Source organism: Nocardiopsis sp. LDBS0036, assembly GCF_041228755.1.
Taxonomy (GTDB): Bacteria; Actinomycetota; Actinomycetes; order Streptosporangiales; family Streptosporangiaceae; genus Nocardiopsis; species Nocardiopsis dassonvillei.
On record NZ_CP141103.1, the window covers coordinates 3922867 to 3945777 of the forward strand.

The 22911-nt window shown below is 73.5% G+C and carries 15 protein-coding genes; 5 read left to right on the top strand and 10 right to left on the bottom strand.

Going from position 1 to position 22911, the window contains the following annotated elements; genetic code table 11:
* Window positions 1-24: 24 nt before the first annotated feature.
* On the bottom strand, window positions 25-2907 hold the full coding sequence (locus tag UIS43_RS16570; RefSeq protein WP_370013259.1) for an AAA family ATPase: 2883 nt from the start codon (window positions 2905-2907) through the stop codon (window positions 25-27).
* 383 nt (window positions 2908-3290) lie between these two features.
* Here UIS43_RS16570 and UIS43_RS16575 point away from each other — a divergent pair, with 383 nt between their 5' ends.
* Complete coding sequence (locus UIS43_RS16575; protein ID WP_370010719.1) at window positions 3291-4463, top strand: glutamate--cysteine ligase; 1173 nt, start codon at window positions 3291-3293, stop codon at window positions 4461-4463.
* 218 nt (window positions 4464-4681) lie between these two features.
* Here the strand turns inward: UIS43_RS16575 and UIS43_RS16580 are convergent, their stop codons facing one another.
* On the bottom strand, window positions 4682-5746 hold the full coding sequence (locus UIS43_RS16580) for a carbohydrate kinase (RefSeq protein ID WP_117199013.1): 1065 nt from the start codon (window positions 5744-5746) through the stop codon (window positions 4682-4684).
* Entirely contained in the window at window positions 5743-7026 is a 1284-nt protein-coding gene (locus UIS43_RS16585) for an AGE family epimerase/isomerase (protein WP_370010721.1), read from the bottom strand. The genes UIS43_RS16580 and UIS43_RS16585 overlap by 4 nt, the downstream gene beginning before the upstream one ends.
* Before the next feature lie 270 nt (window positions 7027-7296).
* Between UIS43_RS16585 and UIS43_RS16590 the strand changes: the two genes are divergently transcribed.
* Window positions 7297-8136, top strand: a complete 840-nt coding sequence (locus UIS43_RS16590; protein ID WP_071623016.1) for an SDR family oxidoreductase — start codon at window positions 7297-7299, stop codon at window positions 8134-8136.
* Window positions 8137-8146: 10 nt separating this feature from the next.
* Here the strand turns inward: UIS43_RS16590 and UIS43_RS16595 are convergent, their stop codons facing one another.
* From UIS43_RS16595 to putP, 5 genes are all read right to left on the bottom strand, one after another.
* Window positions 8147-9007: an alpha/beta fold hydrolase gene (locus UIS43_RS16595; RefSeq protein ID WP_013155593.1), complete on the bottom strand. Its 861-nt coding sequence runs from the start codon at window positions 9005-9007 to the stop codon at window positions 8147-8149.
* Between the two features lie 113 nt (window positions 9008-9120).
* Entirely contained in the window at window positions 9121-10449 is a 1329-nt protein-coding gene (locus UIS43_RS16600) for an acyltransferase (RefSeq protein ID WP_013155594.1), read from the bottom strand.
* 694 nt (window positions 10450-11143) lie between these two features.
* Window positions 11144-11974 (bottom strand): ammonia-dependent NAD(+) synthetase, encoded by an 831-nt coding sequence (gene nadE, locus UIS43_RS16605; protein ID WP_013155595.1) that lies wholly within the window; start codon window positions 11972-11974, stop codon window positions 11144-11146.
* A gap of 175 nt (window positions 11975-12149) precedes the next feature.
* A complete protein-coding gene (locus tag UIS43_RS16610; RefSeq protein WP_013155596.1) occupies window positions 12150-12734 on the bottom strand; it encodes a putative glycolipid-binding domain-containing protein in 585 nt (194 codons plus the stop codon).
* Between the two features lie 123 nt (window positions 12735-12857).
* The gene (gene putP / locus UIS43_RS16615; protein ID WP_013155597.1) at window positions 12858-14420 is read right to left on the bottom strand and encodes a sodium/proline symporter PutP; all 1563 of its coding nucleotides are present in this window, start codon (window positions 14418-14420) and stop codon (window positions 12858-12860) included.
* Window positions 14421-14858: 438 nt separating this feature from the next.
* Between putP and UIS43_RS16620 the strand changes: the two genes are divergently transcribed.
* Both UIS43_RS16620 and fxsT read left to right on the top strand, forming a co-directional pair.
* A complete protein-coding gene (locus UIS43_RS16620; protein WP_232051604.1) occupies window positions 14859-16739 on the top strand; it encodes a serine protease in 1881 nt (626 codons plus the stop codon).
* A gap of 268 nt (window positions 16740-17007) precedes the next feature.
* Window positions 17008-20793: an FxSxx-COOH system tetratricopeptide repeat protein gene (fxsT, locus tag UIS43_RS16625; protein ID WP_013155599.1), complete on the top strand. Its 3786-nt coding sequence runs from the start codon at window positions 17008-17010 to the stop codon at window positions 20791-20793.
* A 202-nt stretch (window positions 20794-20995) separates the two neighbouring features.
* On the opposite strand, the gene UIS43_RS16630 is transcribed toward fxsT, so the two are convergent.
* The gene (locus UIS43_RS16630; RefSeq protein ID WP_013155600.1) at window positions 20996-21211 is read right to left on the bottom strand and encodes a DUF397 domain-containing protein; all 216 of its coding nucleotides are present in this window, start codon (window positions 21209-21211) and stop codon (window positions 20996-20998) included.
* Window positions 21212-21357: 146 nt separating this feature from the next.
* On the opposite strand from UIS43_RS16630, the gene UIS43_RS16635 reads away from it, so the two are divergent.
* Window positions 21358-21678, top strand: coding sequence for a CU044_2847 family protein (locus UIS43_RS16635; protein ID WP_019608803.1), 321 nt, complete (start codon window positions 21358-21360; stop codon window positions 21676-21678).
* A gap of 105 nt (window positions 21679-21783) precedes the next feature.
* Here the strand turns inward: UIS43_RS16635 and UIS43_RS16640 are convergent, their stop codons facing one another.
* Window positions 21784-22866 carry a ribonucleotide-diphosphate reductase subunit beta gene (locus UIS43_RS16640; RefSeq protein ID WP_013155602.1) on the bottom strand — a complete coding sequence of 361 codons (1083 nt, stop codon included), beginning with the start codon at window positions 22864-22866 and terminating at the stop codon, window positions 21784-21786.
* Window positions 22867-22911: the final 45 nt, after the last annotated feature.

Here is a 22911-nt window from a genome sequence, read left to right on the forward strand (position 1 = left end):
GGCGCCTCGACCGTCGGCCCGGGGTCAGTTGAACAGGCGGGCCAGGTCCACGCGGGACCTGATGTTGAGCTTGCGGAAGATGCCGCGCAGGTGGTGCTCGACCGTGCGCGGGCTGATGAACATGTGGGCGGCCACCTCGCGGTTGGTGGCCCCCTCGGCGACCAGCCGGGCGATCTGCTGCTGTTGCGCGGTCAGCTCGCTGGTGGAGACGGGGTCGGGGCCGCGTTCGGCGGTCCCGATCGCGCGCAGCTCGGCGCGGGTCTGGCGCACCCACAGCCGCGCCCCGAAGCGTTCGAAGGACTCCAGCGCGTTGTACAGGTGCTCGCGGGCCCGGCCGGGCATGCGGGCCCGGCGCAGGTGGGCGCCGAACAGCAGCTGGGTGCGCGCGTGCTCGACGTCGTCGTCGCCGCAGGCCCGGTGCAGGGCCAGCGCGTTCTCGAAGTGGTCGCATGCCTCGTCGCCCGCGGCCAGCAGGCCCGAGCCCCGGGCGGCCAGCGCCAGCGTGCTCGGGCTGCCCACCGACTCGGCCCAGCGCCGGTACCCGGCCAGGGAGGTGCGCGCCCACTCGGTCTCGCCCATGCGGGTCGCCGCCTCCACGAAGTGCGGGGCGGTGAGCAGCCGCATGGTGGGGTGGCCGTGCCCTGGGGCGGCGTGGACCAGGGCGCGCAGCCGGAAGAACGCCTCCGCGGCGTTGCCCCGGGACAGCTCCAGGACGGCCAGTGCCCACGCCGACAGGGCGGCGGCGAGGCCGAGGCTGTTCTCCCCCGCCTGGGCGGCGACCGCGCGCGCCCGGATGCGGCAGGTGTCCACGTCTCCCTGGATGGCGGCGATCATCGCCAGGGACGCCAGGTGCTGGGTGGCCCACACGGTCTGGCCGGTCTCGCGGGAGACCCGCAGGCCGGTCAGGGCGGTCCCCGCGGCCGAGGGGAAGCGCCCGCTCCAGAACTCGGAGAAGACCAGGAAGCCCAGCGCGGCGGGCAGGGTGGCCCGTTCGCCGCGCAGGCGGCCGACCTCGACGGCGCGCGAGGTCACCGAGCGCACGAACGGCGCGTCGCCCAGGCGCAGGCCGCTGATGCCCGCCCAGACCAGTTCGGAGGGCTTGGCGATCGCGGCCAGCCCGGTGGCCTCGCGCAGCAGCGGGGTGGAGCCGGGGTAGTCGCCGCGGAAGGAGACCGCGCACCCCTCCAGGAAGGACGCGACCATGCGCATCGGCGCCGGGTCGTCCGGGCCGACCAGGGGCAGGGCCAGTTCGGCGGCCCGGCCGTGGCGGACGGCGTCCCCGGCGAGGGAGGCGGCGTCGGCCGAGCGCACGAGGGCGCGCAGGGCCAGGAAGCGGTCGTGGGGGATGAGTTCGCGGCCTACGGTGAGCAGGCGTTCGGCGACGTCCATGGCGTTCTCGCCGCGCATGGCGATCTGGGCGTCGATGAGGTCGGAGGTCGCCCGCCGCCGGTCCGTCACCGCCAGGGGGCGCGCCCGCGCGAGCAGCCGGGTGGCGCGCGCCGAGCTCCCGGCCATGTAGGCCTCGTAGGAGGCCGTGTTCAGTCGGCAGGCGCGCTCGTCGGGGTCGGGGCACAGGTCGGCGGCGCGCTCGTAGGCGTGGGAGGCGGCGAGGCGGCCCTCGATCCGCTTGACGCGCCGGGCGGCGGCGGTGGCGGCTTCGGCGAGCCCGGCGTCGGGCGCGTCGGCCCCCGAGGCGGTGTGGCGGACGAACTCGGCGGGCGAGAGTTCGGGGTCGCAGGCGCGGGCCAGGGCCCGGTGCGCGGCGCGCAGTCGCCCGGCGGGGGCGTCCTGGGCGATGGCCTCGCGCGCCAGGGGGTCGGTGAAGACGACGGTGTCGCCCTCCACCCGCACCAGGCCGCGCTCCTCGGCGGGTTCGAGGTCGGTGACGGTCGGTCCGGGGCCGGTGGTGTTCGGTCCGGGTTCCTCGCAGGCCTCCAGCAGCCGGTGGACGCGGGGCTCGTCGCCGAGGGCGGCGAGCAGCAGCAGGCGGCGGGTCCGCTCGGGGAGATCGCGGTAGGGGGCGAGGAAGCCGGCGCGCAGGCGGCCGGGCAGGCGCGGCGGGGCGGGGAGGGGTTCCTCGCCCAGGAGCTGGGCCCGGGACAGCCCCCGCAGGAGGCCGAGGACGGCGGCGGGGTTGCCGTGGGCGGCGCGGACCAGGGCGGAGCGCACGGCGGAGGCCGGGGTGACCGGGGCCCTGTCGGTGAGGATGTCGTGGACCGCCCGCTCCTCCAGTGGCGCGAGCGGGAGTTCGGTGACACCGGGGACGAGGGCGTCGGGAGGGGGCTCGGCGTCGGCCTCGGGCACGCGGGCCCCGGCGGGCTTGCCGCGGCCCTCGCGCGCGGTGAGGACGGCGGCGACGGGGGTTCCGGCGAGGCGCCGCGCGACGAAGGCCAGGGCGTCCAGCGAGGGCGCGTCGAGCCGGTCGGCGTCGTCCACGCACAGCAGGAGGGGGCGGTCGGCCGCGGCGCGGGAGAGCAGTTCGACCAGGCCGGTGTAGAGGGCGAGCCGGTCGGCGTCGGCGACCGCTCCCCGGGTCAGGGCGTCGCGGAGCAGGCCGCGCCGGGGCTCGGGAAGGCGCTCGGTCTCCTCCGCGAGGGGGCGGAGGAGGCGCTGGAGCCCGGCCAGGGGCAGGTCCGCCTCGTCGGCGACCCCGTCCGCGCGGAGCACGGTGAAACCACCCGCGGACCCGCTCAGGTGCTCCAGGAGCGCCGTCTTGCCGCGCCCGGGGCCTCCGGAGAGGAGCAGGGAGGCGCCCCGGCGGGACCGCGCGTCGTCCAGGGCGTCGGAGAGGGCCCGCTGCTCCGTGTCGCGACCCCGGAGGCGGGTGACGGGGGGTTGTGTGTTCCTGCCAGTCACGTGCACACATTCGCACAGCGGGCCCCCGACGCGGCAGGTGCGGGCGACCACACTGGTCGTTTCACCGATGCTCACCCGGAGTCGCACGCGACGTGCGTGACGGGCCTGGGTTGGGGTACTCGCGGTACTCACGGGACGGGTGCGCGGGCAGGGCATCACGGTGCCCACCTGGGTTTCCGTGGTCGGGGAAAGTGACGGGGCTCACCCTTCCGGGGGTCCCGCGCCGCCCCGGCTCCCACGCGGGCCGGGAGCAGGGTTATCAAGCCGTAACGTGCGCGCAACGACACACCCGCGATACCGGCAAACGGGACAAAAGATCACATGGATAGCTTTTTATCTTCTTCAGGACACTGTCGCGACCGCCCCCGACGGGGATATCCAGTCCGGGACGCCCCGTGAGGGAGCGCCCCTACGGCAGGGAGGGACCGACGCCCATGGAGAACCGCTCCACGGCAGCACACGACACGCGGCGGCCGGTGTCCGCCGGCACCCGCACCGGCAACCGCACCGTGCCCCCGACCTTCGGCGTCGAGGAGGAGTTCTTCGTCGTCGACCCCGGCACCCGCCTCATCCTGTCGCGGGCGCCCGAGGTGCTCGCCAACACCCGCGTCCTGGGCGACCACCTGTGCGGTGAGTTCTCCCGCGCGCAGGTGGAGGCCAACAGCCCGGTGTGCGACGACGCGGGCGAGGCCCTGCGCTTCCTGCGCGCGGCGCGCGGGGAGCTGGACCGCGCCGCGGGCGCGGCCGGGCTCGCCGTCGTCGCCTCCGGCACCGCCGTCCTGGGCGATCCGGCCTCGGTGGGGACCAGTGAGGGGCGCCGCTACGCCGACATCACCGCGCACTTCGGCGCGCTGCGCGAGTCGCACGTGGTGTGCGGCTGCCACGTGCACGTGGGCGTCCCCGACCGGGAGACCGCCGTGGCCGTGGGCAACCACCTGCGCCGGTGGCTGCCGTTCCTGGTGGCGCTGTCGGCGAACTCGCCGTTCCACGCCGGACGCGACACCGGCTACTCCAGCTGGCGCACGGTCGCCTGGAACCGGCTGCCCTCGGCCGGCCCTCCCCCGTTCCTGCGCTCCCTGGCCGAGCACGAGCAGGCGGTGCGGGCGCTCTCCGACTCCGGGGCGATCCTGGACCGGCGGATGGTCTACTGGGACGTCCGCCTCTCCGACCACCTGCCCACGCTGGAGATCCGGGTGAGCGACGTGGCCGCCACCGCCGAGGAGGCGCTGCTGCTGGCCCTGCTGGTCCGCGGCCTGACCGGTCGCGCGCTCGCCGACGTGCTCTACGGGGTCCCCGCGCCCGCCATCCCCGACCAGGCGCTGCGGGCCGCCGTGTGGCGGGCCGCCCGGGACGGGTTGGAGGGCGTGGTGCCCGACCCGCTGACCGGTGAGGCGCTGCCCGGGCACGCGGCCGCCGAACGGCTGCTGCACGCCGCGATGCCCGGCCTGCTGGCCAACGGCGACGCCGACCTGGCCTCCTCGCTGCTCGACCGGGTGCGGGCGGCCGGGAGCGGGGCCGCCCGCCAGCGCGCGGTGTACGCCCGGCGGGGCAGACTCGCCGACGTGGTGGACCGCCTCGTGGTCCAGACGAGGGAGGGCCTCGTCTGAGGAGGGCGGGCCGCCGTTGTCCACAGGGGCTACCGCCCGCCCCGGATCCGCGGTTTCCTGGATACGGGGGGTCCCCAGGGCCCTCCCACGTCGTGCTGCCCGCGTCCGGCCACCGGCTCCGGCAGCCCCGCCGGGCAGCCGCTCCCGGAGGCCGCTCGGAGCGCCCGAAGGCGGCCGGGACCACCACTGCACCCCGGAGCGCCCCAAGGCGGCCGGGGCTACCGCCGGGCCAGCTCCCCCGGGCTTCCCGGGTCCCCGGGGCTCCCGTCCACGCCCGCCACCTCGGCCATGGTGGGCGGGTTCGCCCCCTCCCGGGTCACCGTGACCGCGGCGACCGAGACCGCGAACCCCAGCAGGGCCTCCAGGTCCGCCTCGTCCAGTCCGGCGAGGCGGGCCCGCGGGTCCTCCCCCAGCCGGTCGTGACGGTCCAGCCAGTTCAGCAGGGCGCCCATGAAGGAGTCGCCCGCGCCCACGGTGTCGGCCACCTCGGTCCTGGGCGCGGCCACCGCCACCTCCTCGCCCCGGCAGACCGCCAGGGCCCCGTCGGCGCCCATGGTCACCACCACCAGCACCGGGCCCAGCGCGGCGACGGCGTGGGCCGCCCGGACCGGGGACAGGTCCGGGTACAGGAACGCCAGGTCCTCGTCGCTCGCCTTCACCAGGTGCGCCTGCGCGGCGTGGCGCAGGGCCAGCGCCCGCGCGGTGACGGGGTCGCCGATGACGTCGTGGCGGATGTTGGGGTCCAGGGTGAGCGTCACCCGCCCGCGCCCGTGCTCGCGGCGCAGCATCGCCTCGATCAGGGTGGCGCCGGGCTCGCGGAACAGCGCTATCGACGCGGCGTGCAGCGCGCGGACCCCCGGTTCCAGCTCCTCGGGCAGCTCCCCCGTCCGCCAGCGCCAGTCGGCGGCGTCGTCCATGCGGAAGTCGTAGCGGGCCGACCCGTCCCGGCCGAGCGTGGCCAGGGCCAGCGCCGTCGGCTCCCGGGCCGGGAGCAGTCCCGCCGGGTCCAGCCCCTCCCCGAGCAGGCGCTCGCGGATCAGCTCGCCGAAGCCGTCCGCGCCGATCCGCGCGAGCAGCCGCGTGGGCGTGCCCAGCCGGGCCGCCGCCACCGCCGTGTTGGCCGGACCTCCGCCGGGCGCCGCCTTGAGCACGTCGGGGCCGTGGGACGTGGGCAATAGGTCCATGACGTTCTCGCCCACCACGACGAGGCGGGGGGAGGACCCGGCCCCCGCGGTCCCTCCGGCCGGGGCGCCCTGCGCGTCCCCTGTGTTGTCGGCGGTCACGCGTTTCCTCCGGAGTCGTGGTCGGTGCCGGGCAGGAGGGCGGCCGCGATGGAGGCCGACAGCCCGATCTGGGGCAGGAGTGCCGCCTGGTAGGCGTGGTAGACGTCCGGTTTGCCCGGCCACACGCTCGCGGCCGGGCGGTTGTCCGGGTCCAGTTCGTGGTACCAGCTGCCGCGTTCGCGGTCCACGTGGTACCGGTCGGCGTAGGCCCACCAGCGTTCGTGCAGGTCGGCGTAGGTGGCCACGCCGGTGTGCTCCCCCAGCGCCCAGGCTGCCATGGCGGCCTCGGCCACCACCCAGTGCATGCGCTCGCGCACGACCGGCCGGTCCTGCCAGTCGAGGGTGTAGACGAACCCCTCGGCGCCGTCGACGGCCCAGCCGCGCCGGACGGCGTGGTCGAACAGCGCCTCGGCGTCGGTGCGCAGCCACGCGGGGACGGGGTCGCCCGCACGGCTCAGCGCGACCTCCAGGTGGACCAGCAGGCGCGCCCATTCGAGCAGGTGGCCGGTGGTGCTCCCGAAGGGCCGGAAGGGGTGGTCGGGCCGGTCCCGGTTGTAGTCCGGGACGGGCTTCCAGTCGGAGGTGAAGTGCTCGGGCAGGCGCCAGTCGTGCTCGGCGGCCACGCCATGGATCAGGCGTTCGGCGACGGAGAGCGCGCGGCGGGCCCACACGGCGTCGCCGGTGGCATCGGCCGCGGCCAGGAAGGCCTCCACGGCGTGCATGTTGCTGTTGGCGCCCCGGTAGTCCTCGGTGGCGGTCCACCCGCTGTCCCAGCTCTCGCGCAGGGCGCCCGCGGACTCCTCCCAGAAGCGCTCCTCGACGACCCGCAGCGCGTCGTCGAGCAGCTCACGCGCTCCCGGGCGACCGGCGAGGGTGGCGCTGGAGGCGGCCAGGACCACGAACGCGTGCTCGTAGGCCGACTTGCGCGGCAGCTCATGGGAGCGCTCCCGGGGAGTGTTCCCCCCGGTGTCGTCCGGCACCCGGTCGAACCAGCCGCCGTCCCGGGCGTCGCGCAGGGGGCCCGTCGCCAGGGACGCCACACCGTGGTCGGCCAGCCGTCCGGCGTCGGCCTCCCCCCGCAGGTGGGCCAGGGAGAACACGTGCGTCATCCGCGCGGTGATCCAGGCGGCGGCGGGCCGGTCCCGCTCCACACGCCCGTCCGCGTCGAGCCAGCCGAAGCCGTCGGACACGGCGGATCCCGCGGCGAAGCCGTACAGCCGCCGCTCCTCCTCGCGCAGCCACTCGGGCAGGCCCGGGGCCGGTCGTGTCGATGGTGTCAATCCACTGCCTCCTCAAGGCGTCGGTGAGCGGGTCCACGGTATCCCGCGAACTCGACACCGCGGTAGACCGGGGAGCCCGGTCAACAGAACACACCATCGTTCCCGGGACAGAACATTCCGGACACGCGGCTCCGGAGGGCACGCGGCTCCGGAGGAAGGCCGAAAAACCGGGTGCGCCGCCCCACCCCTTCTGCCAGAGTCGCCCCGGCACCGCCCGGACCCGCGGCGGGGCCGGCTCCCCGTCCGTCCACGGCAGAAGGCAGGCCCGCCATGGCCCACTCCGGCCCCTCCCCCGAACACCCCGGCCGGGACGCCCTGTCCCGCGACCCCCTGCCCCTGCGCGGCAGGACCGCCCTGGTCACCGGCGCGAGCAGGCGCGGCGGCATCGGCTACGCCGTCGCCCGCCGCCTCGCCGCGTACGGCGCCTCGGTGATGGTCCACCACCACCAGCCGCACGACGCGGAGCTGCCCTGGGGCAGCGACGACCTCACCGCCGTGCTCGACGGCGTGCGCGAGGTGCTCGGCGACCCCGCCGCCCGCGTGGCCGACGTCGGCGCGGACATGGCCGACCCCGACGCGCCCCGGCGGGTGGTGGAGGCGACCGTGGCCGAGTTCGGGCACCTGGACGTCCTGGTGGCCAACCACGCGCGCAACGGCGGCGACGCGACGCTGGCCGAGGTGACCCTGGAGATGCTCGACGGGCACTGGGCGGTCGACGCCCGCGCGCCGATCCTGCTCGCCCAGGCCTTCGCGGCGCGGCACGACGGTCGCCCCGGAGGCCGGGTGCTGTTCATGACCTCCGGGCAGATCCGCGGGGCGATGCCCGGCGAGGTGGCGTACGCGTCGGCCAAGGCGGTCCTGGCCCAGATCACCCCGACCGTCGCCGCCGAGCTGGGCCCGCGCGGCATCACCGTGAACGCCGTCGACCCCGGCCCGGTGCAGACCGGCTACATCGACGGGGACCTCATGCGCCGCGTCCTGCCCGGCTTCCCGGCCGGGCGGGTGGGCCTGCCCGACGACCCGGCCAGGCTGCTGGCCTGGCTGACCACCGACGAGGCCTCGTGGGTGACCGGCCAGGTGATCAGCACCGACGGCGGTTTCAGCTGCTAGGGGTCCGGGCTCAGTCCGGGGGACCGGGTTTGGTCACCCGCCCGGCCGCGTTGCGCGCGGCGGCCTTGGCGCTCCCCAGGTCGGCGGCGCGGCAGGTCCACCGGACGTGCTCGGCGGCCGTGACCGGGTCGTCGGCCATGGGGATGTGCCCGCTGCCGATCAGCGAGACCATGCGCGCGTTGGGCACCCGGTGGTGGGCGTGCGCGGCGCTGGACGGCAGCAGCGTCCGGTCGCGGTCGCCCCAGGCGATGGTGACCGGGCACTCGATCGGCCGTGCCGTGAAGACGTACTCGGCGATGCGCGGCACGAGCCGGATGTAGGGCGAGCCCTGCTGGAGGCCCCGGACGCTGAACCGGGTCGCCTTGGCCTCGGGCGTCGAGGGGTCGCCGCGCAGCGCGATCCGCGCGGCCGTCCTGGCCGGGGCGGTGTTGGCCAGGCGCTCCTTGACCGGCATCGGGACGCGCGCGGCCAGGCGGGAGAGCGCGCCGACCCCGCGTATCGCGCACCGGGCGAGCCTGTCGGAGAACCCCGCCGGGGAGAACACCGTCACGGACGCGGCCAGCCCCCGGACCCCCAGTTCGAGGGCGATCGATCCGCCGAGCGAGTTGCCCGCCAGGTGCGGGCGCTCCAGCCCGTGCAGGCGGCAGAACGCCTCGATGTCGTCGGTCAGGGTGAGGACGTCGTAGGGCTCGTCGGGGCCGGGCCCCGGTGAGGCGCCGAACCCCGGCAGGTCCACGCAGACGACGCGGTAGTCGGCGGAGAGCCGCCGCATCACGGCGGTCCAGCTCTGGCGGCGGTCCCCGAGTCCGTGGAGGAGGACCAGGGGGCGGCCGCTCCCCCGTTCTTCGAAGGCGATACGTGTCGGGTCCATGTCCTTCGGTCTACCCGATACGGGGACCGGTAGCGCCCCTGGCTCGCGGGCACCGGGGCGTGCGGCCGGGCCGGGCGCCGCGAACGGGGGCGCCCCGCCCGGCCGCGAGGCGGTCAGCTCCTCCGGGGAGCCCGAGTCAGCACCACGCCCGACAGCACCGCGAGCAGTCCGAGCACCGGTCCCATGCCGAGCCCCAGGCCGGACACCGTCAGCAGCAGCATCCCGCCGCCGACCAGCGCCGCGGCGGCCAGGACGCGGACCATGCCCGGGGAACCGCTCAGCACCTTCGGCGGGTTCTCGAACCGCACCGCCCAGTGCGCCAGCGGCACGATCAGGGGCACCAGGACCACCAGCCCCAGCACGCCCCACAGCACCCACAGGCCCGTCAGCGGCTCGGGGGTGTCGATCCCCAGGCCGAACACCAGCACGCCCGCCACCACGCTGAGCGGCAGCATGTGCCACAGGTAGACCGTCATCAGCTGCGGGCAGATCCGGTCCAGCAGACGCGCCGGGCCCGGGCGCTCGGACCAGGCGCTGATCCGCTCGCGCAGCAGCACCGCGACGCCGATCTGCAGCGCGCCCATGGCGGCGAGCACCAGGGTGGGCGGGGACACGTTGGAGGACTCCGTGGCGAACACGCCCGTCATGTTGAGCGAGTAGGGGCCGAACGTCGTCAGGGCCAGCGCGGCGGCCGCGCCGCCCGCCACCATCCCCGCGGCGTAGCGCAGGCGGATCGTCCCCGTCGCGTAGCGGAACCCCAGCTGGTGCACGCCCAGCCACACGAAGGCCACGTTGAGGTAGCCGACCCAGTCCGCGCCGGTGGAGAAGCGGGTCAGGTCCACGGCCGCGGCGGCGGCCAGCAGGGCGATCGGGACCCACCAGCCGAAGAGCTCCTGGGCCCGGAACAGCAGCGGGGTGGACACGACCACCAGCACGTACACGGCGAGGAACCACAGCACCATGCCCGCGGCCTCGGCGCCCACCAGGACGGCCTGGGCCGGTGCGCCGCCCAGGACCAGCAGGTGGGAGGCGACGATCCACAGGGCCGCCAGCGGCACCACCGGCCAGGCGAGTCTGCGCAGTCTGCGCGCGAACCAGTCCGAGGCGGACATGCCCCGGCCCGAGGCCGAGCGCCAGCTGATCAGGTTGGCCGCGCCCCCGACGAAGAAGATCAGCGGCATGACCTGGACGACCCACGTCAGCACGAAGCCGCCCTCGGTGGACAGGACGCTGCCCGCCTCGAGGGACCCGGGCTCGTGGACGAGGACCGGCAGCCACCAGTGCTGCATGACCACCAGGGCCATCACGAACAGCCGGATGACGTCCAGGAACCTGTCCCTGCCCGCCCCGGGCCGCGGTGTCCGCGGAGAGGGCAGGAGGACGGTACTGGAGGCGTACGCCGACGACGTGCCTCCGCCTTCGTTCTCGACGGTCACGGTCATCGGTCGCTCCTTGGTCTACCCCGTACGCGTGTGCGTCCCCGGACGCGGTGGTGCGCGGGGGGCCGTGTGGCCGGGATCAGGGGGTGGCGACGCGTTCTCGAACGCGCCCGGTGGCGTGGCCGCGTCAGCTCAACTGTCGGCGACGCGTGGTAAACGAGAGTAGGTCCGGCCGGGTGGTGGCCGCGATGGATCTGGCGCCCCTCTCCGAGGGGCGGTTGGCCCGACCATGGAAGGTGGTGCCTGCACCACCGCGCGTCAGCGCACGGCGGATCGGGGACCGTTCTCCCCCGGGCGGAGGGCGCGGAAGCGCCGAACGTGCTCCGGGAAGTCCGAGGGAGTTCCCGCACACGGTACCCCGCGAGACGGCGTGCACGAAACCCTTGGGGAAGGTCCGTGTGCGGAGACGGAACAGCTGTCCGGAGCGGTCGGGCCGTGCGGCACCGGCGTGAGGACCCCGGGCACGAGCGGAAACGGCGGCTGGGGCGTCAGCGGAGCCGACACCCTGAGCGGAGGCGGGACCGGCGCCCCGTGCGGGCCCGCTCCGGCCCTGTGACCGGGAAGTCCACCGGCCCGGCCGCGTACGCCGTGGTCTTGTACCCGCGGCGGGTCCGGAGCGTCGAACCCCGCTGCGGGTACAGGACCACCGCGGGTCAGAACCCCTCGCGTCACACAGGCGACGTTTCCGGTCGCGGTGTCAGGGAGCGGTGGGCAGCGCGCGCTTGTGGGCGGTGACGCGGTACCGGTCGACCAGCGCGGTCTCCACGTGCCCGGGCACCGGCAGGCCCTCCAGGAAGTCGTCGATCTGGTCGTAGGTCAGGCCGAGCGCCTCCTCGTCCGGCTTCTGCGGGGAGAGCGTCTCCAGGTCGGCGGTGGGCACCTTGCGCACCAGGTCCTCCGGAGCGCCCAGCTCGGCGGCGACCGCGCGCACCCGGCGCTTGGTCAGCCCGGTCAGCGGCACGAGGTCCGCGCCGCCGTCGCCGTACTTGGTGAAGAAGCCGGTGACCGCCTCGGCCGCGTGGTCGGTGCCGACCACCAGTCCGCGCAGGCCGCCCGCGACCGCGTACTGGGCGATCATCCGCTGCCGCGCCTTGACGTTGCCGAGGACGAAGTCCGCCGAGGACTCGCTGGCGTAGGTCATCCCGGCGGCGGCCAGGGAGTCGGCCATGGCGTCGCTGGCGGGCCCGACGTCCACGGTGAGGCAGCGCTCGGGGGCCGTGAACTCGACGGAGCGGGCCGCGTCCTCCTCGTCCTTCTGCTCGCCGTAGGGCAGTCGCATGGCGACGTACTCGCACTCGTGTCCGTTCTCGCGGGCCCGGTCCACCGCCAGGCGGCACAGGCGTCCGGCCGTGAGCGAGTCCACGCCGCCGCTGATGCCCAGGACCAGCGCGGTGGAGCCGGTGCTGATCAGCCGCTCGGCGAGGAAGGCCACACGGCGTTCGATCTCGACGCGCGCGTCGAAGTGCTCGGGCACTGCGAGGTCGCGGATGATCTCGCGACGGGCCTGGCTCAGCTCGGTGTCGGTCACTGCGGTCCCCCGTGGGTGTGGTGCGTGTGCCCGCCGATTATCGCCTGTCCCGTGTTCGGGGACGAGTCCGGGGAGCGTCCGGGACCGGAAGCGGCGGTGGAGGGGCGCGGTCTCGGAGCCGGGGGAAGGGAACGCAGGGCGGGCGGAGAGGGGCTGCGCGGGGCCCGGGGCGGCCTCAGGTGTCCGTGCGCAGGCGGCGGGCGAAGCGCTCGTAGTCGACGACCACGCCGTCGCCGTCCACCGACAGCCGGTACTCGCCGTGCAGGGGGTCGCGGTAGGTGTAGCGCTCCAGGCCGTCCTCGGCGGGGTGGCGGGTGTAGCGCTGCCTGACCCGGCGCACGCGCAGGGAGGGGATGTCGATCCAGACCACCGCGATGTCGCGGTACTCGCCCGGGCGCAGGCCGAGGCGGCGGATGGGCAGGGTGTTGGTGAGCGGGGTGGCGGCGACGTCCACGTCCAGGCAGCCCACCAGTCCGGGCAGGGGGACGCCGTCGGGTCCGGTCCAGTGGCCTCCGTGGGCGTCGAGCGTGACCGACTCCAGGCCCTGGGAGGAGAGGACCTCGGCGTACACCCGCCGGGTCGTCCACGCCAGGTCGGTGCGGACGCTGAAACGGGTGAAGAACCGCTCCTCGCCCACGACGACGGTCTCCCCGGCCTCCAGGCGGTAGCCGTCGGGCTCGGGGAGGAGCGCGCCCAGCCCGAGCCCCTCGGGGACGTCGGTCCGGGCCCACACGGCCGGGTGTTCCGTCAGTGACGACATGTCACCGTTCTACCGTTCCGGGGTCGGGCGCGCCAGAGCGGCCCTGGGGCCCGCACCGCGGACTCGGCGGGGCGGGGAGGCCGGGGCGGTCACCGCCCCGGCCGTCGCCGGTACGGCCGCCGGTCAGACCCGTGCGGCCTCTCCCGGGGCGGAGCCGGTCCCGCGGATCTCCGCCTCGACCCGGTCGAAGTCGCTCTCCATCTGCGGGGTGACCCTGGCCAGGCCGTTGAAGACGAGGATGGCGGCGACGCTGAGGACCACGGCCGGGACCATGGCGTACAGGCCGGTGCCGAAGAAGTTGGCGTCGAGGACGTCCCACACGATCGCGGTGGTGCCGCCCGCGATCATGCCCGCGAGCGCGCCGGACCAGCTCATGCGCTTCCAGAACACGGAGAGCACCAGGATCGGGCCGAAGCCCGCGCCGAACCCGGCCCAGGCGTAGCCGACCAGGTCCATCACCGACTGGTCGCCCCACAGGGCGATGGCCGCGGCGCCGAGGGCGACGGCGACCACGGTGACGCGGCTGATCCACAGCAGCCTCCCGGGGTCGGCGTCGCGGTCCACGAAGGCCCGGTAGCCGTCCTCGGTGAGCGCGGACGCGGCGACCAGCAGCTGGGAGTCGGCGGTGCTCATGACGGCGGCGAGGATGGCGGCGAGCAGCAGACCGGCGACCAGCGGGTGGGTCAGGGCCTCGATCAGGAGCGGGAAGACCTGCTCGGAGTTCTCCAGCGGGGTGTCGAAGTAGGCGACGCCGATGAAGCCGACCAGCACGGCCAGGGCCATGGCGGTGACCGCCCAGACCACGCTGATGACGGCGGCCTTGGGGATGTCGCGGACCGAGCGGATGCCCATGTAGCGGGACAGGATGTGCGGCTGGCCGAAGTAGCCGAAGCCCCAGGCCAGGCCGGAGACGATGACCACCCAGCCGAGGGTGTCGGTGCTCACCCACTGGCCGAGCTCGGCGTCCAGGGCGGTGCCGCCTACGGCCGACAGCAGCCCGTCGCTCTTGTCGGACACGCCCTCGGTCAGCCCGGCGAAACCGCCGAGCGCGGTGACCGCCATGACGGGGACGGCCAGCAGGGCGATCCACATCATCGCCGCCTGCACCACGTCGGTGTAGGACACCGCGAGGAAGCCGCCGAGCACGGTGTAGAGCACCACGATGCCCACGCCGATGGCGATGGCGGGGCCCGGGCTCAGTCCGAAGACCTGGTCGAACAGGGCGGCCATGGCGACGAGCCCGGAGGCGACGTAGAAGAAGTAGAAGACGATGATGAGCACCGCCGACACCCCGCGCAGCAGCCGTGTGGGGTCGTTGAAGCGGTTCTCTAGAAAGGAGGAGAGGGTCAGGGAGTCGGAGTCGCCCCCCGAGCGGGCGTCGGTCACGCGCTCGGTGTACACGCGCAGGCGGGGCGCGAGGAGGATCCAGCTTCCGGCGAAGCCGCAGGCCAGGCCGACCGCGATCCAGGCCTCGCCCAGACCGGAGACGTAGATGGCGCCGGGCAGTCCGAGCAGCAGCCACCCGCTGAAGTCGCTGGCGTTGGCGCTCAGACCCGCCACCCAGCTGTTGAGCTGTCTGCCGCCGAGCACGAAGTCCGACTGCGAGACAGTGAGCTTGTAGGCCCACAGGCCGATGGCCACCATGGCGGCGAGGTAGACGCCGAAGGTCGCGACGGACCAGAGCATGGACTCGTCCAAGACCCTGCCCTCCCTTCTCCTGAGCGCGCGGGCACGAGCCTTACGCGCTGTTCGTGGATATTGCGGGGGATCATTGCCCCGTGTCCGGCAAGTCACAACACCCGTGCGTGGAACAACACCGCTTTGAGACCTCGGCGAGTCCTCCGCCGAGAGCCGCCGCCCGCCGGACCGCGCCCGGGTACTGGTGTTCGTCGGATCGCGTAGAGGCGGGCGGCCCTCCCGTTCCGAACCTTTTGTGACGCGCGTCACGAACGCCTCGGGTGCCGGAGCCCGTGCGCCCCGGTCCCCACGTGGAGATCCATGATCCCCTTCCGTCACACGGAACACTCGCGGCACTCTGTTCCCGGCGCTCCGGCGCCTCCTGGTTCACCGCTGTCCGAGGGGGAACTGTTCCGGGCAAAGTGGATGTCAGAGAGGTCCCCGAACGTGGCCACCCCCCATACCCCGCGCGGCCTACAGCCCAACGAGCCGTCATGGCAGATGCGGGTGCTCGACCAGTACGGCACCGTGGGCGGTGCCGTGCTCCTGTCCCCCGGCCTCCTGGTCACGTGCGCGCACGTCGTCAACGCCGCGCTCGGCCTCCACGGGGAGAAGGAGGAGCACCCGGGCCCGCTCGCCACCGTGCGCCTGCGGTCCTTCGACGACCGGGTGTGGGAGGCCTCCGTCGACACCCGGCTGTGGTCGGCGGGCCCCGACAGCCGCGACCTGGCCGTGCTGAGGCTGCGGGACGCGGGCCCCGACACCTCCTTCCCCGTGCTGCGGGAGTGCGCGAGCCTGGAGCCGCAGCAGCCCCTGTACACGGCGGGCTACCCGGAGGGCATGCGTTCCCTCCAGGCCCCGCTCGTCTGCCAGGGGCCCGGCGGGCCCACCGGGGTCACCCACCAGGTCGAGACCCCCACCTCACAGCCGGTGCGGATCACCGGCGGGTTCAGCGGCTGCGCCGTGCGCACCGGGACGGGCGAGCTGGTGGGGATCATGCAGAAGACCCACCACTACGTCTGGAACGACCCCGACCGGCCCTCCGGCATCGCGTTCATCCTCCCGGTGGAGGAGCTCGTCGGCGAGCGCGACGACGGCGAGGTCGTCTCCGCGCAGCGCCTGGCCGACGAGTCCCTGTGCGGCAGGGAGGCCTACGACAGGCTGCACGACCTGCTGGACTCGGTCCCCCTGGACGCTGTCCCGCCGGAGGACCTGCTGAGCCCCGCCGAGGCGCGCAAGGCCAGGCGGCACGGCGCGGGCACGACCGCCTGGCGGGTCCTCACCGCGCTGTGGGACCTGGTCCCGCCCGTCGGCGAGCCGCCGCCCCGGGTCGCCTGGGTGCACCACGTCTACCAGGAGATCCGGCACCAGCGGCCGCTCCCGCCCGCGGTGTGGTCCTGGATCCGGCAGGAGGCCGGGCCGATGGGGCGCGACTGGGAGGAGGCCCTGACCCGTGACCGGGACCGGCGGCTGCTCCGGCGCAGGGAGCCGGACGCGCCCGCGGCGCCCTCCGGCCACCGCGACGAGCGTCCGCCCGACACGGTGGTGCTCTTCGAGCTGGAGCCGGTGACCGGCGGCTACCGGCTCTCGCACCGGATCGCCCACCGGGGCGAGAGGGACGATCCGCTGCCCCAGGGCACGAGGCTGGTCGGCGAACCGCAGATCTGCGACGAGATCGCCGACCTCATGGGCGAGGCCACCATGCAGAGGCTGGTCACGCCCAACGAGGAGTCGCTGCGGCTGCGCGTCCTGCTGCCCAGGGACCTGCTGCACCTGAACCCGGGCCAGGCCAGCCCCCACCGCGACCTGCTGGAGTACGCGCCGCCGCTGTGCACCATGTACGAGATCGTGTACCACGTCCGCGAGCGGGTGCGGTTACCGCACTACCTGGGGGTTCCCCCCGACAGGTGGCGCCTGCGCTGCGAACGGCAGACGGCCAGCCCCCTGGTGGAGGACCGCAACGTGCTCGCCTCCTGGAAACAGGAGGTGAGCGAGGTGGCGATCGCCCTCTCCGACCAGAACGTGACCGTGTGCGTCACCGACTCCGACAACAGCGATGTGGAGCACGTCTACGACTCCGCCCTCTACTGGGGAATTCCCACCATCATCAGGGGGCCCAGAAAGGCGGTGACCGCCTTCCTTGAGGAACTCCTGGACCGGGAACCCGATTCGCGGGTGCGCATCTCCGGACTCGCCCGCCACCTGCGTGACAGCGCGAGAAGGAGTTCGCAGGCCAGGGAGATCGCGATCATTCATGACATCTTCGGCGACGCCCTCCTCCAGGAGACGCCCGGGGAGCCCGCGGGCCCTGAGAGACCGGGCGTCTGAGGGATCATGGAAGGAGTCCCCGACCGGACGGCCCGCTGCGCGCCGAACGTCCGCCCACCCGGGACGCCACGATTTCCGGCGTTCCCCAGGAGAGAAAATCCCGGGAGGAGAAAACCGCTGGCAGCGGACCTATCGGCACCGAGGCTGCGCCTTTCTTGGTTAGGATCGTTCTGGTCGGGCGGCTACGCCGGGGAAAAACTCACCGGCGCCCCCGGGGGACGCGGTTCACCGAACCGGATACAAAGTCCACTATGAGGACGAAAACGACATGGATGAACTGTCGCACAGGTATCGCAACGTACTCGACAACCTGACAGGCGGACCGTCCCGCCTGGCCGTCCTCGTCGACTCCTCCCCCCTGATGGGCCTGCACACGGCCGGCGTCGCGGCCCTGACCGGGGAGGCCGAGCGGGCGGGGGCCACGGTCGTCCGCTTCCACCCCGGCCACGCCGTGCACGCGCCGCAGCTCGGCGGCGCCGAGGCGGCCGTCCTCGTCACCGACACCCTGGACCGGAGCTGGCGCCAGCCGAGGCTGCGCGCCTGGATCGCCGAACTCGCCGCCCGGCTCCCCACCGCCGTCCTGCACCTCCTGGACCGCTCCGTGTGGCCGGAGGGCCCGCTCACGCCGCGACCGATGCGCATGACGGCCCCGTTCCCCGCCTCCCCCGCCTCGTGGGCCTTCGCGCGCGCCCCGGACGAGGCCTCCGCCCCCGGCCTCCCCGCGGACGCGGCGGTGCTGCCGGTTCTGGAGTGCGAGCCGGAGGCCCTCGCGGAGTGGGCCTCGGTGGTGGACGGCCGACCGGGCGCGTGGGAGGCCGACGTGTGCGTCCTCCCGCCCGGCGGCGCGCGCCCGCCCAGCGCCGTCCCCTGGGAACCCGACCCGGTGTCGCGCTTCCTGTCCCACGCCTCGCGCGGGGCCCGCGAGCTCGCGGTACGCCTCACCCAGGCGCCCGTCAACCTCCCCGTCGCGGAGCTGATCCAGCGCAACATCCCCCACGCGCCCCGCGACGGACGCCTCGCCGTCACCGAGATCGCCGAGGTCTTCGGCGGCGAGCTGATGGACCCGACTCTGCCGCCCGGCGACCTGCACGACCCGGCCGCCACCGCCCTGGAGTTCCTGCCCGGGGTCCGCAGGGACCTGCTCGGCAGGTTCGGCGACCTCAGCGTCATGCGGTCGGTGTACTACTCGCTGGGCATCGAGTTCAAGGACTCCGCACGGATCTACCAGTGGCTGGCCCGGATCGAGACCGGAGCCCCCCTCGTGCCCTCGCTCGACGGGGAGGAGGGCCTGGCCGCGGCCGTGCTCCCCGCGCTGTCCGAGATGCCCGGCGAGTACCGCCGCTTCGCCGGGCACCTGCGCGCCGCGCTGGAGGGGGACTCCGCCCCCGCGGTCCCGGGCGGCGCCACCGCTCCCTCCGCCACCGACCGCCGCACGCCCGCCGCCCCCCGAGAGGAACCGAGTCCGACCGTGACCGACACCCGCGCCTCCGAGACCGAATCCGCCCCCTCGGAGCCCACCATCCCGCGCTCCCGGAGGCGCCAGTCCCGGACCCGGCCCCTGGCCAAGCTCCGCGGCGTGCCTCCGCACAACCTCAACTTCACGGGGCGCGAGAAGATCCTCGAACGCGTCCACGGTCTGCTGGAGGAGTCCTCGGGCGGGATCTACCTGCTGTCGGGCGGGGGCGGCATCGGCAAGACCCAGATCGCCACCGAGTACGCTCACCGGTACCGGGACAGCTACGACCTGATCTGGTGGGTCCCCGCCAACAGCCCCGCCGACATCCAGCAGTCCTACATGCACCTGGCCCGGCACCTGGGCCTGGCCGAGGACGGCGGCAACCTGGAGAAGACCGCCCAGCGCGTCCGGGACGTGCTGGAGAGCGACCCCGAGGTGGGGCGCTGGCTCCTCATCCTGGACGACGTCTCCAACCTGGACCAGCTGGGCGGGGGCGAACTTCCGACCGACGGCCCCGGCGACATCATCATCACCTCCCGCGACCAGAGCTGGATCCCCAGCGGGCGCAGCGAGGGTTCGGTCGTGCCGAGCCTGACCCCGCAGGAGAGCGTCGCGCTGCTCCGCAAGGTCTGCCCCCAGGGGCTGGAGGACGACGATGACGCCCTCCGGATCGCCGAGCGCCTGGAGCACCTGCCCCTGGCGCTGGCGCAGGTCGGCGCCTACCTGCGCGACTCCCTGATGAGCGTCGAGGACTTCCTCCAGCTGATCCAGGACAAGTTCGACGACCTGGTCACGCACGTGGAGTCGGAGGACCTGTACCCCCTGCCGCTGGCCGCCGCCTGGAACATGCAGCTCGACGACCTGAGGCGCGGCACCGGGGGCGACCGCGCGCTCAAGCGGATGGTCCGCGAGTTCGTCCAGCTGTGCTCGTTCTTCGGCCCCCGCCCGCTGGCGCGCACCCTCTTCCACCGGGCCCGGGGCCTGAGCGCCAACCCCGAGCTGGCGCAGATCCTGGGCAACGAGATGGCCCTGTCCCGGGTGCTGCGCTACGTGAGCAGGCACAGCCTCGCCGAGTTCGACCGGTCCAAGCACACCTTCCAGATGCACGTCACCTTCCAGACCGTCGTGCAGAGCACGCTCGGCGACGAGGAGCGGGTGCGCTACCGGGACCTGGCCCACCGCCTGCTGGCGCAGAGCGACCCCCTCGGCCCCGAGCTGCCGCAGAACTGGCCCGAGTACCAGCTGCTGCTGACCCACGTGACCGCCTCCGAGGCGTGGCGCAGCCACGACCCGCAGGTCCGCGGCCTCGTCCACAACGTGATCGTGTACCTGGTGGAGACGGGCAACGACGACGCGACGCTGGAGCTGGCGGACCGCGCCATCGAGGCCTGGTACGACGACATCCCGCAGCGGTTCCAGGTCCAGCTGCTGCGCGCCAGGGTCCTGCGCCTGCGGGGCGACAACGAGGTCGCCCTCGCCGAGGCGGAGCGGATGTACGCCGAGCAGTCGGAGCTGGAGGGCCCCGAGAGCGAGGAGGCCCTGGAGGCGCGGCGGGCCCGGGCCATCGCGCTGAGCAACCTCGGCCACTACGACGAGGCCCTGGCCATGTTCGAGGACATCCACCGGACCAGGACCGCGCTGTTCACCGAGGACGACGAGAACACCCTGGTCATCGCGCACGACATCGGGGACTGCCTGCGCCGTCTGGGCCGCTTCCAGGACGCCCTGGACCTGGACCGCCGCACCCTCGAACAGCGCAAGTACCTGTTCGGGTCGAACGGCATCCCGACCCTGCGCTCCCGGCTGTCGGTCGGACTCGGCCTCATGGCCCTCGGACACCTGGAGGAGGCCCGGGAGGCCCTGGAGGACTGCCAGCGGCGCTTCGAGGCCACCGAGGCGGACGCCAGCGCGCACACCTCGGAGATCCCGATCTTCCTCTCCGTGGTCAACCGCAGGCTCGGCGCCCACGGGTCGGCCCTGGAACTGTCCCAGCGGGCAGTGGACGCCAACACCTCGCGCCACCGGCCGCACTCCCGGGTGACACTGCACGTCAACAGCATCCACATGGTGAACCTGGCCTTCGCCGAGCGGGTGGCCGAGGCCAAGAGCCTGGCCGACGACCTCCTGGAGCACATGGACGCCGTGTACTCCGGCCGCCACCTCTTCCCGTGGGCCTCACGGGCCAACGCGGCGATCGTGCTGCGGATGGCGGGCGAGTACGAGCGGGCGTACGCGCTCGACGTCGAGGCCCGGCAGGAGATCCTGCGGCTCTTCCCGGACGCGCGGATCACCGTCGCCGCGGTCGAGGTGAACCTGGGCAGCGACCTGTTCGCCCTGGGGCGGCTCAAGGAGGCCCGGGCCCAGGACGCGGCCAGTGTGGAGCTGTGCCGGGAGGTCCTCGGCGAGCACAACCTCTTCCTGACCACCGCCCGGCGCAACCTGCTGATCAGCCGCCGGGCACTGGGCGAGGACGTCCGGGAGGAGTGGGCGGCCCTGCGCGACCACTACACCGCCCGGTTCGGCCCGGACCACCGGTTCGTGACCACGATGGCGGAGTACGCCCGGCTGGACACCGACATCGTCCCGGTCCGGACCTGAGGCCGGAGACCGCCGCGCGGCACCCCGGACCGCTCTCCGGGGTGTCGGGACGTGCCTGAACACGGTGCCGTCAGGGCGTCGGCGCGCCCCGGGGAGAGTCGGGGAATCCCTTTCCCGTGTCCGGGCCGGGAGGGAAAGGGGAGTCGGGGAACGGCGCCCCCTTTGCCGTCCCGGAAATATCCGGGACCGGTTTCCGGGGTTCTCAGGACAGGGACGCCAGCAGCGACAGCCACTCGCCGGCGCCGAACCGCAGCGTGTGCCCGTCCGGATGGTGGGAGTCGCGGAACAGGATCCGGCCCGGTTCCCCCAGGGAGGCCTCGCAGCACGAACCCGCGTCCGAAGACATCGACGACTTGCGCCACCCGGTACCGTCGCGTCCGTCGCGCCAGCGGGCACGCGCGTCGTTTCGCCCGGTCATAACTGGTTCGCCCCACCGTTTCCTCCGCACGGACGGCAGCGGAATCTCGTCTTTTGCGGACACTTCCCAGTATTTTACTTTCCGAGCTCTCCCACAGGAATAGCTTTACCCCTCGCCAAGGAACGTATGAGGTCAAAGTGAACAAAGTGATCGACTTCGTCACCGACGACGGCACCGTGGTCAGTATCGAGTCCGTACCCGCCCGGCGGGAGGGGGCCGCCAACGTCTCCAGGAGGTCCGAGGAGGCCACCGGCGACAGGCGGCTCGACGACGTCCTGCTGCGGATCCGCAAGGTCGCCGAGGCGGTGTCCGGGCAGTTGCGGGAACTGTCCTCCTCCTCGCTCGCCCCCTCCGAGACCGAGGTGGAGTTCGGGGTGAGCGTGACCGCCGAGGCCGGGGCCGTGGTCGTCAAGGGGAGCGCGGAGGCCACCTTCAACGTCAGGATGACCTGGTCGGACAAGGGCTGAGCGCACACGGCGGTGGCCCGGGTCGCGCGCCACGACCCGGGCCACCGCCGGTGGGGAGGAAGCCCTCCGGCCCCTGCGGTCCCGGTCAGGGGACCCAGGGCCCCACTAGTCCCAGTCCAGGCCGCCGCCGGTCTGGTACTCGATGACGCGGGTCTCGAAGAAGTTCTTCTCCTTCTGGAGGTCCATCATCTCGCTCATCCACGGGAACGGGTTCTCCGTCTCACCGAAGATGGGCGCCAGGCCGATCTGCTCGGCGCGGCGGTCGGTGATGAAGTGCATGTACTTCTCGCACAGCTCCGCGTTGAGGCCGAGCACGCCGCGCGGCATGGTCTCGCGGCCGTAGGCCACCTCCAGCTCGCAGGCCTCGGTGAGCATCTGCCGGACCTCGGCCTGGAACTCCTCGCTCCACAGGTGCGGGTTCTCGATCTTGATCTGGTTGATCACGTCGATGCCGAAGTTCAGGTGGATCGACTCGTCGCGCAGGATGTACTGGTACTGCTCGGCGATGCCGACCATCTTGTTGCGGCGGCCCAGCGACAGGATCTGCGCGAAGCCGGTGTAGAACCACATGCCCTCGAAGATCACGTAGAAGGCCACGAGGTCGCGCAGGAAGGCCTGGTCGGCCTCCGGGGTGCCCGTGCGGAACTCGGGGTTCTCCAGGTTCTGCGTGTACTTGAGCGCCCAGGCGTCCTTGGCGGTGATCGAGGGGACCTCGCGGTACATGTTGAAGAGCTCGCCCTCGTCCAGGCCGAGGCTCTCGCAGATGTACTGGAAGGTGTGGGTGTGCACCGCCTCCTCGAAGGCCTGGCGCAGCAGGTACTGGCGGCACTCGGGGTTGGTGAGCTGCCGGTACACGGCCAGCACGATGTTGTTGGCCACCAGCGACTCGGCGGTGGCGAAGAAGCCGAGGTTGCGCTTGAGCATGAGGCGCTCGTCCTCGGTCAGCCCGTCCCTGGACTTCCACAGCGCGATGTCGGCCTGCATGGCGACCTCGGTGGGCATCCAGTGGTTGTTGCAGCCCGCGAGGTACTTCTCCCACGCCCACGTGTACTTGAGGGGGAGCAGCTGGTTGACGTCGGCGCGGGCGTTGATCATCGCCTTGTCGTCGACGTTGACGCGCTCGGCGTCGCGCTCGATCTCACCGAGGCCGCTGGTGGCGCTCGCGCTGTTCTCGGAAACTGCGGTCATGCTGGGGTTTTTCCGTTCTCCGGACGTACCGGAAGAGTCGTGGCT

What these genes read in the sequence shown, in the direction of transcription:
- UIS43_RS16590 (WP_071623016.1), top strand. Translation starts at nt 7,297, where the DNA reads ATGGCCCACTCCGGCCCCTCCCCCGAACACCCCGGCCGGGACGCCCTG.
- fxsT (WP_013155599.1), top strand. Translation starts at nt 17,008, where the DNA reads ATGGATGAACTGTCGCACAGGTATCGCAACGTACTCGACAACCTGACA.
- UIS43_RS16640 (WP_013155602.1), bottom strand. Translation starts at nt 22,866, where the DNA reads ATGACCGCAGTTTCCGAGAACAGCGCGAGCGCCACCAGCGGCCTCGGT.
- UIS43_RS16600 (WP_013155594.1), bottom strand. Translation starts at nt 10,449, where the DNA reads ATGACCGTGACCGTCGAGAACGAAGGCGGAGGCACGTCGTCGGCGTAC.
- UIS43_RS16630 (WP_013155600.1), bottom strand. Translation starts at nt 21,211, where the DNA reads ATGACCGGGCGAAACGACGCGCGTGCCCGCTGGCGCGACGGACGCGAC.
- UIS43_RS16595 (WP_013155593.1), bottom strand. Translation starts at nt 9,007, where the DNA reads ATGGACCCGACACGTATCGCCTTCGAAGAACGGGGGAGCGGCCGCCCC.
- UIS43_RS16610 (WP_013155596.1), bottom strand. Translation starts at nt 12,734, where the DNA reads ATGTCGTCACTGACGGAACACCCGGCCGTGTGGGCCCGGACCGACGTC.
- UIS43_RS16575 (WP_370010719.1), top strand. Translation starts at nt 3,291, where the DNA reads ATGGAGAACCGCTCCACGGCAGCACACGACACGCGGCGGCCGGTGTCC.
- putP (WP_013155597.1), bottom strand. Translation starts at nt 14,420, where the DNA reads ATGCTCTGGTCCGTCGCGACCTTCGGCGTCTACCTCGCCGCCATGGTG.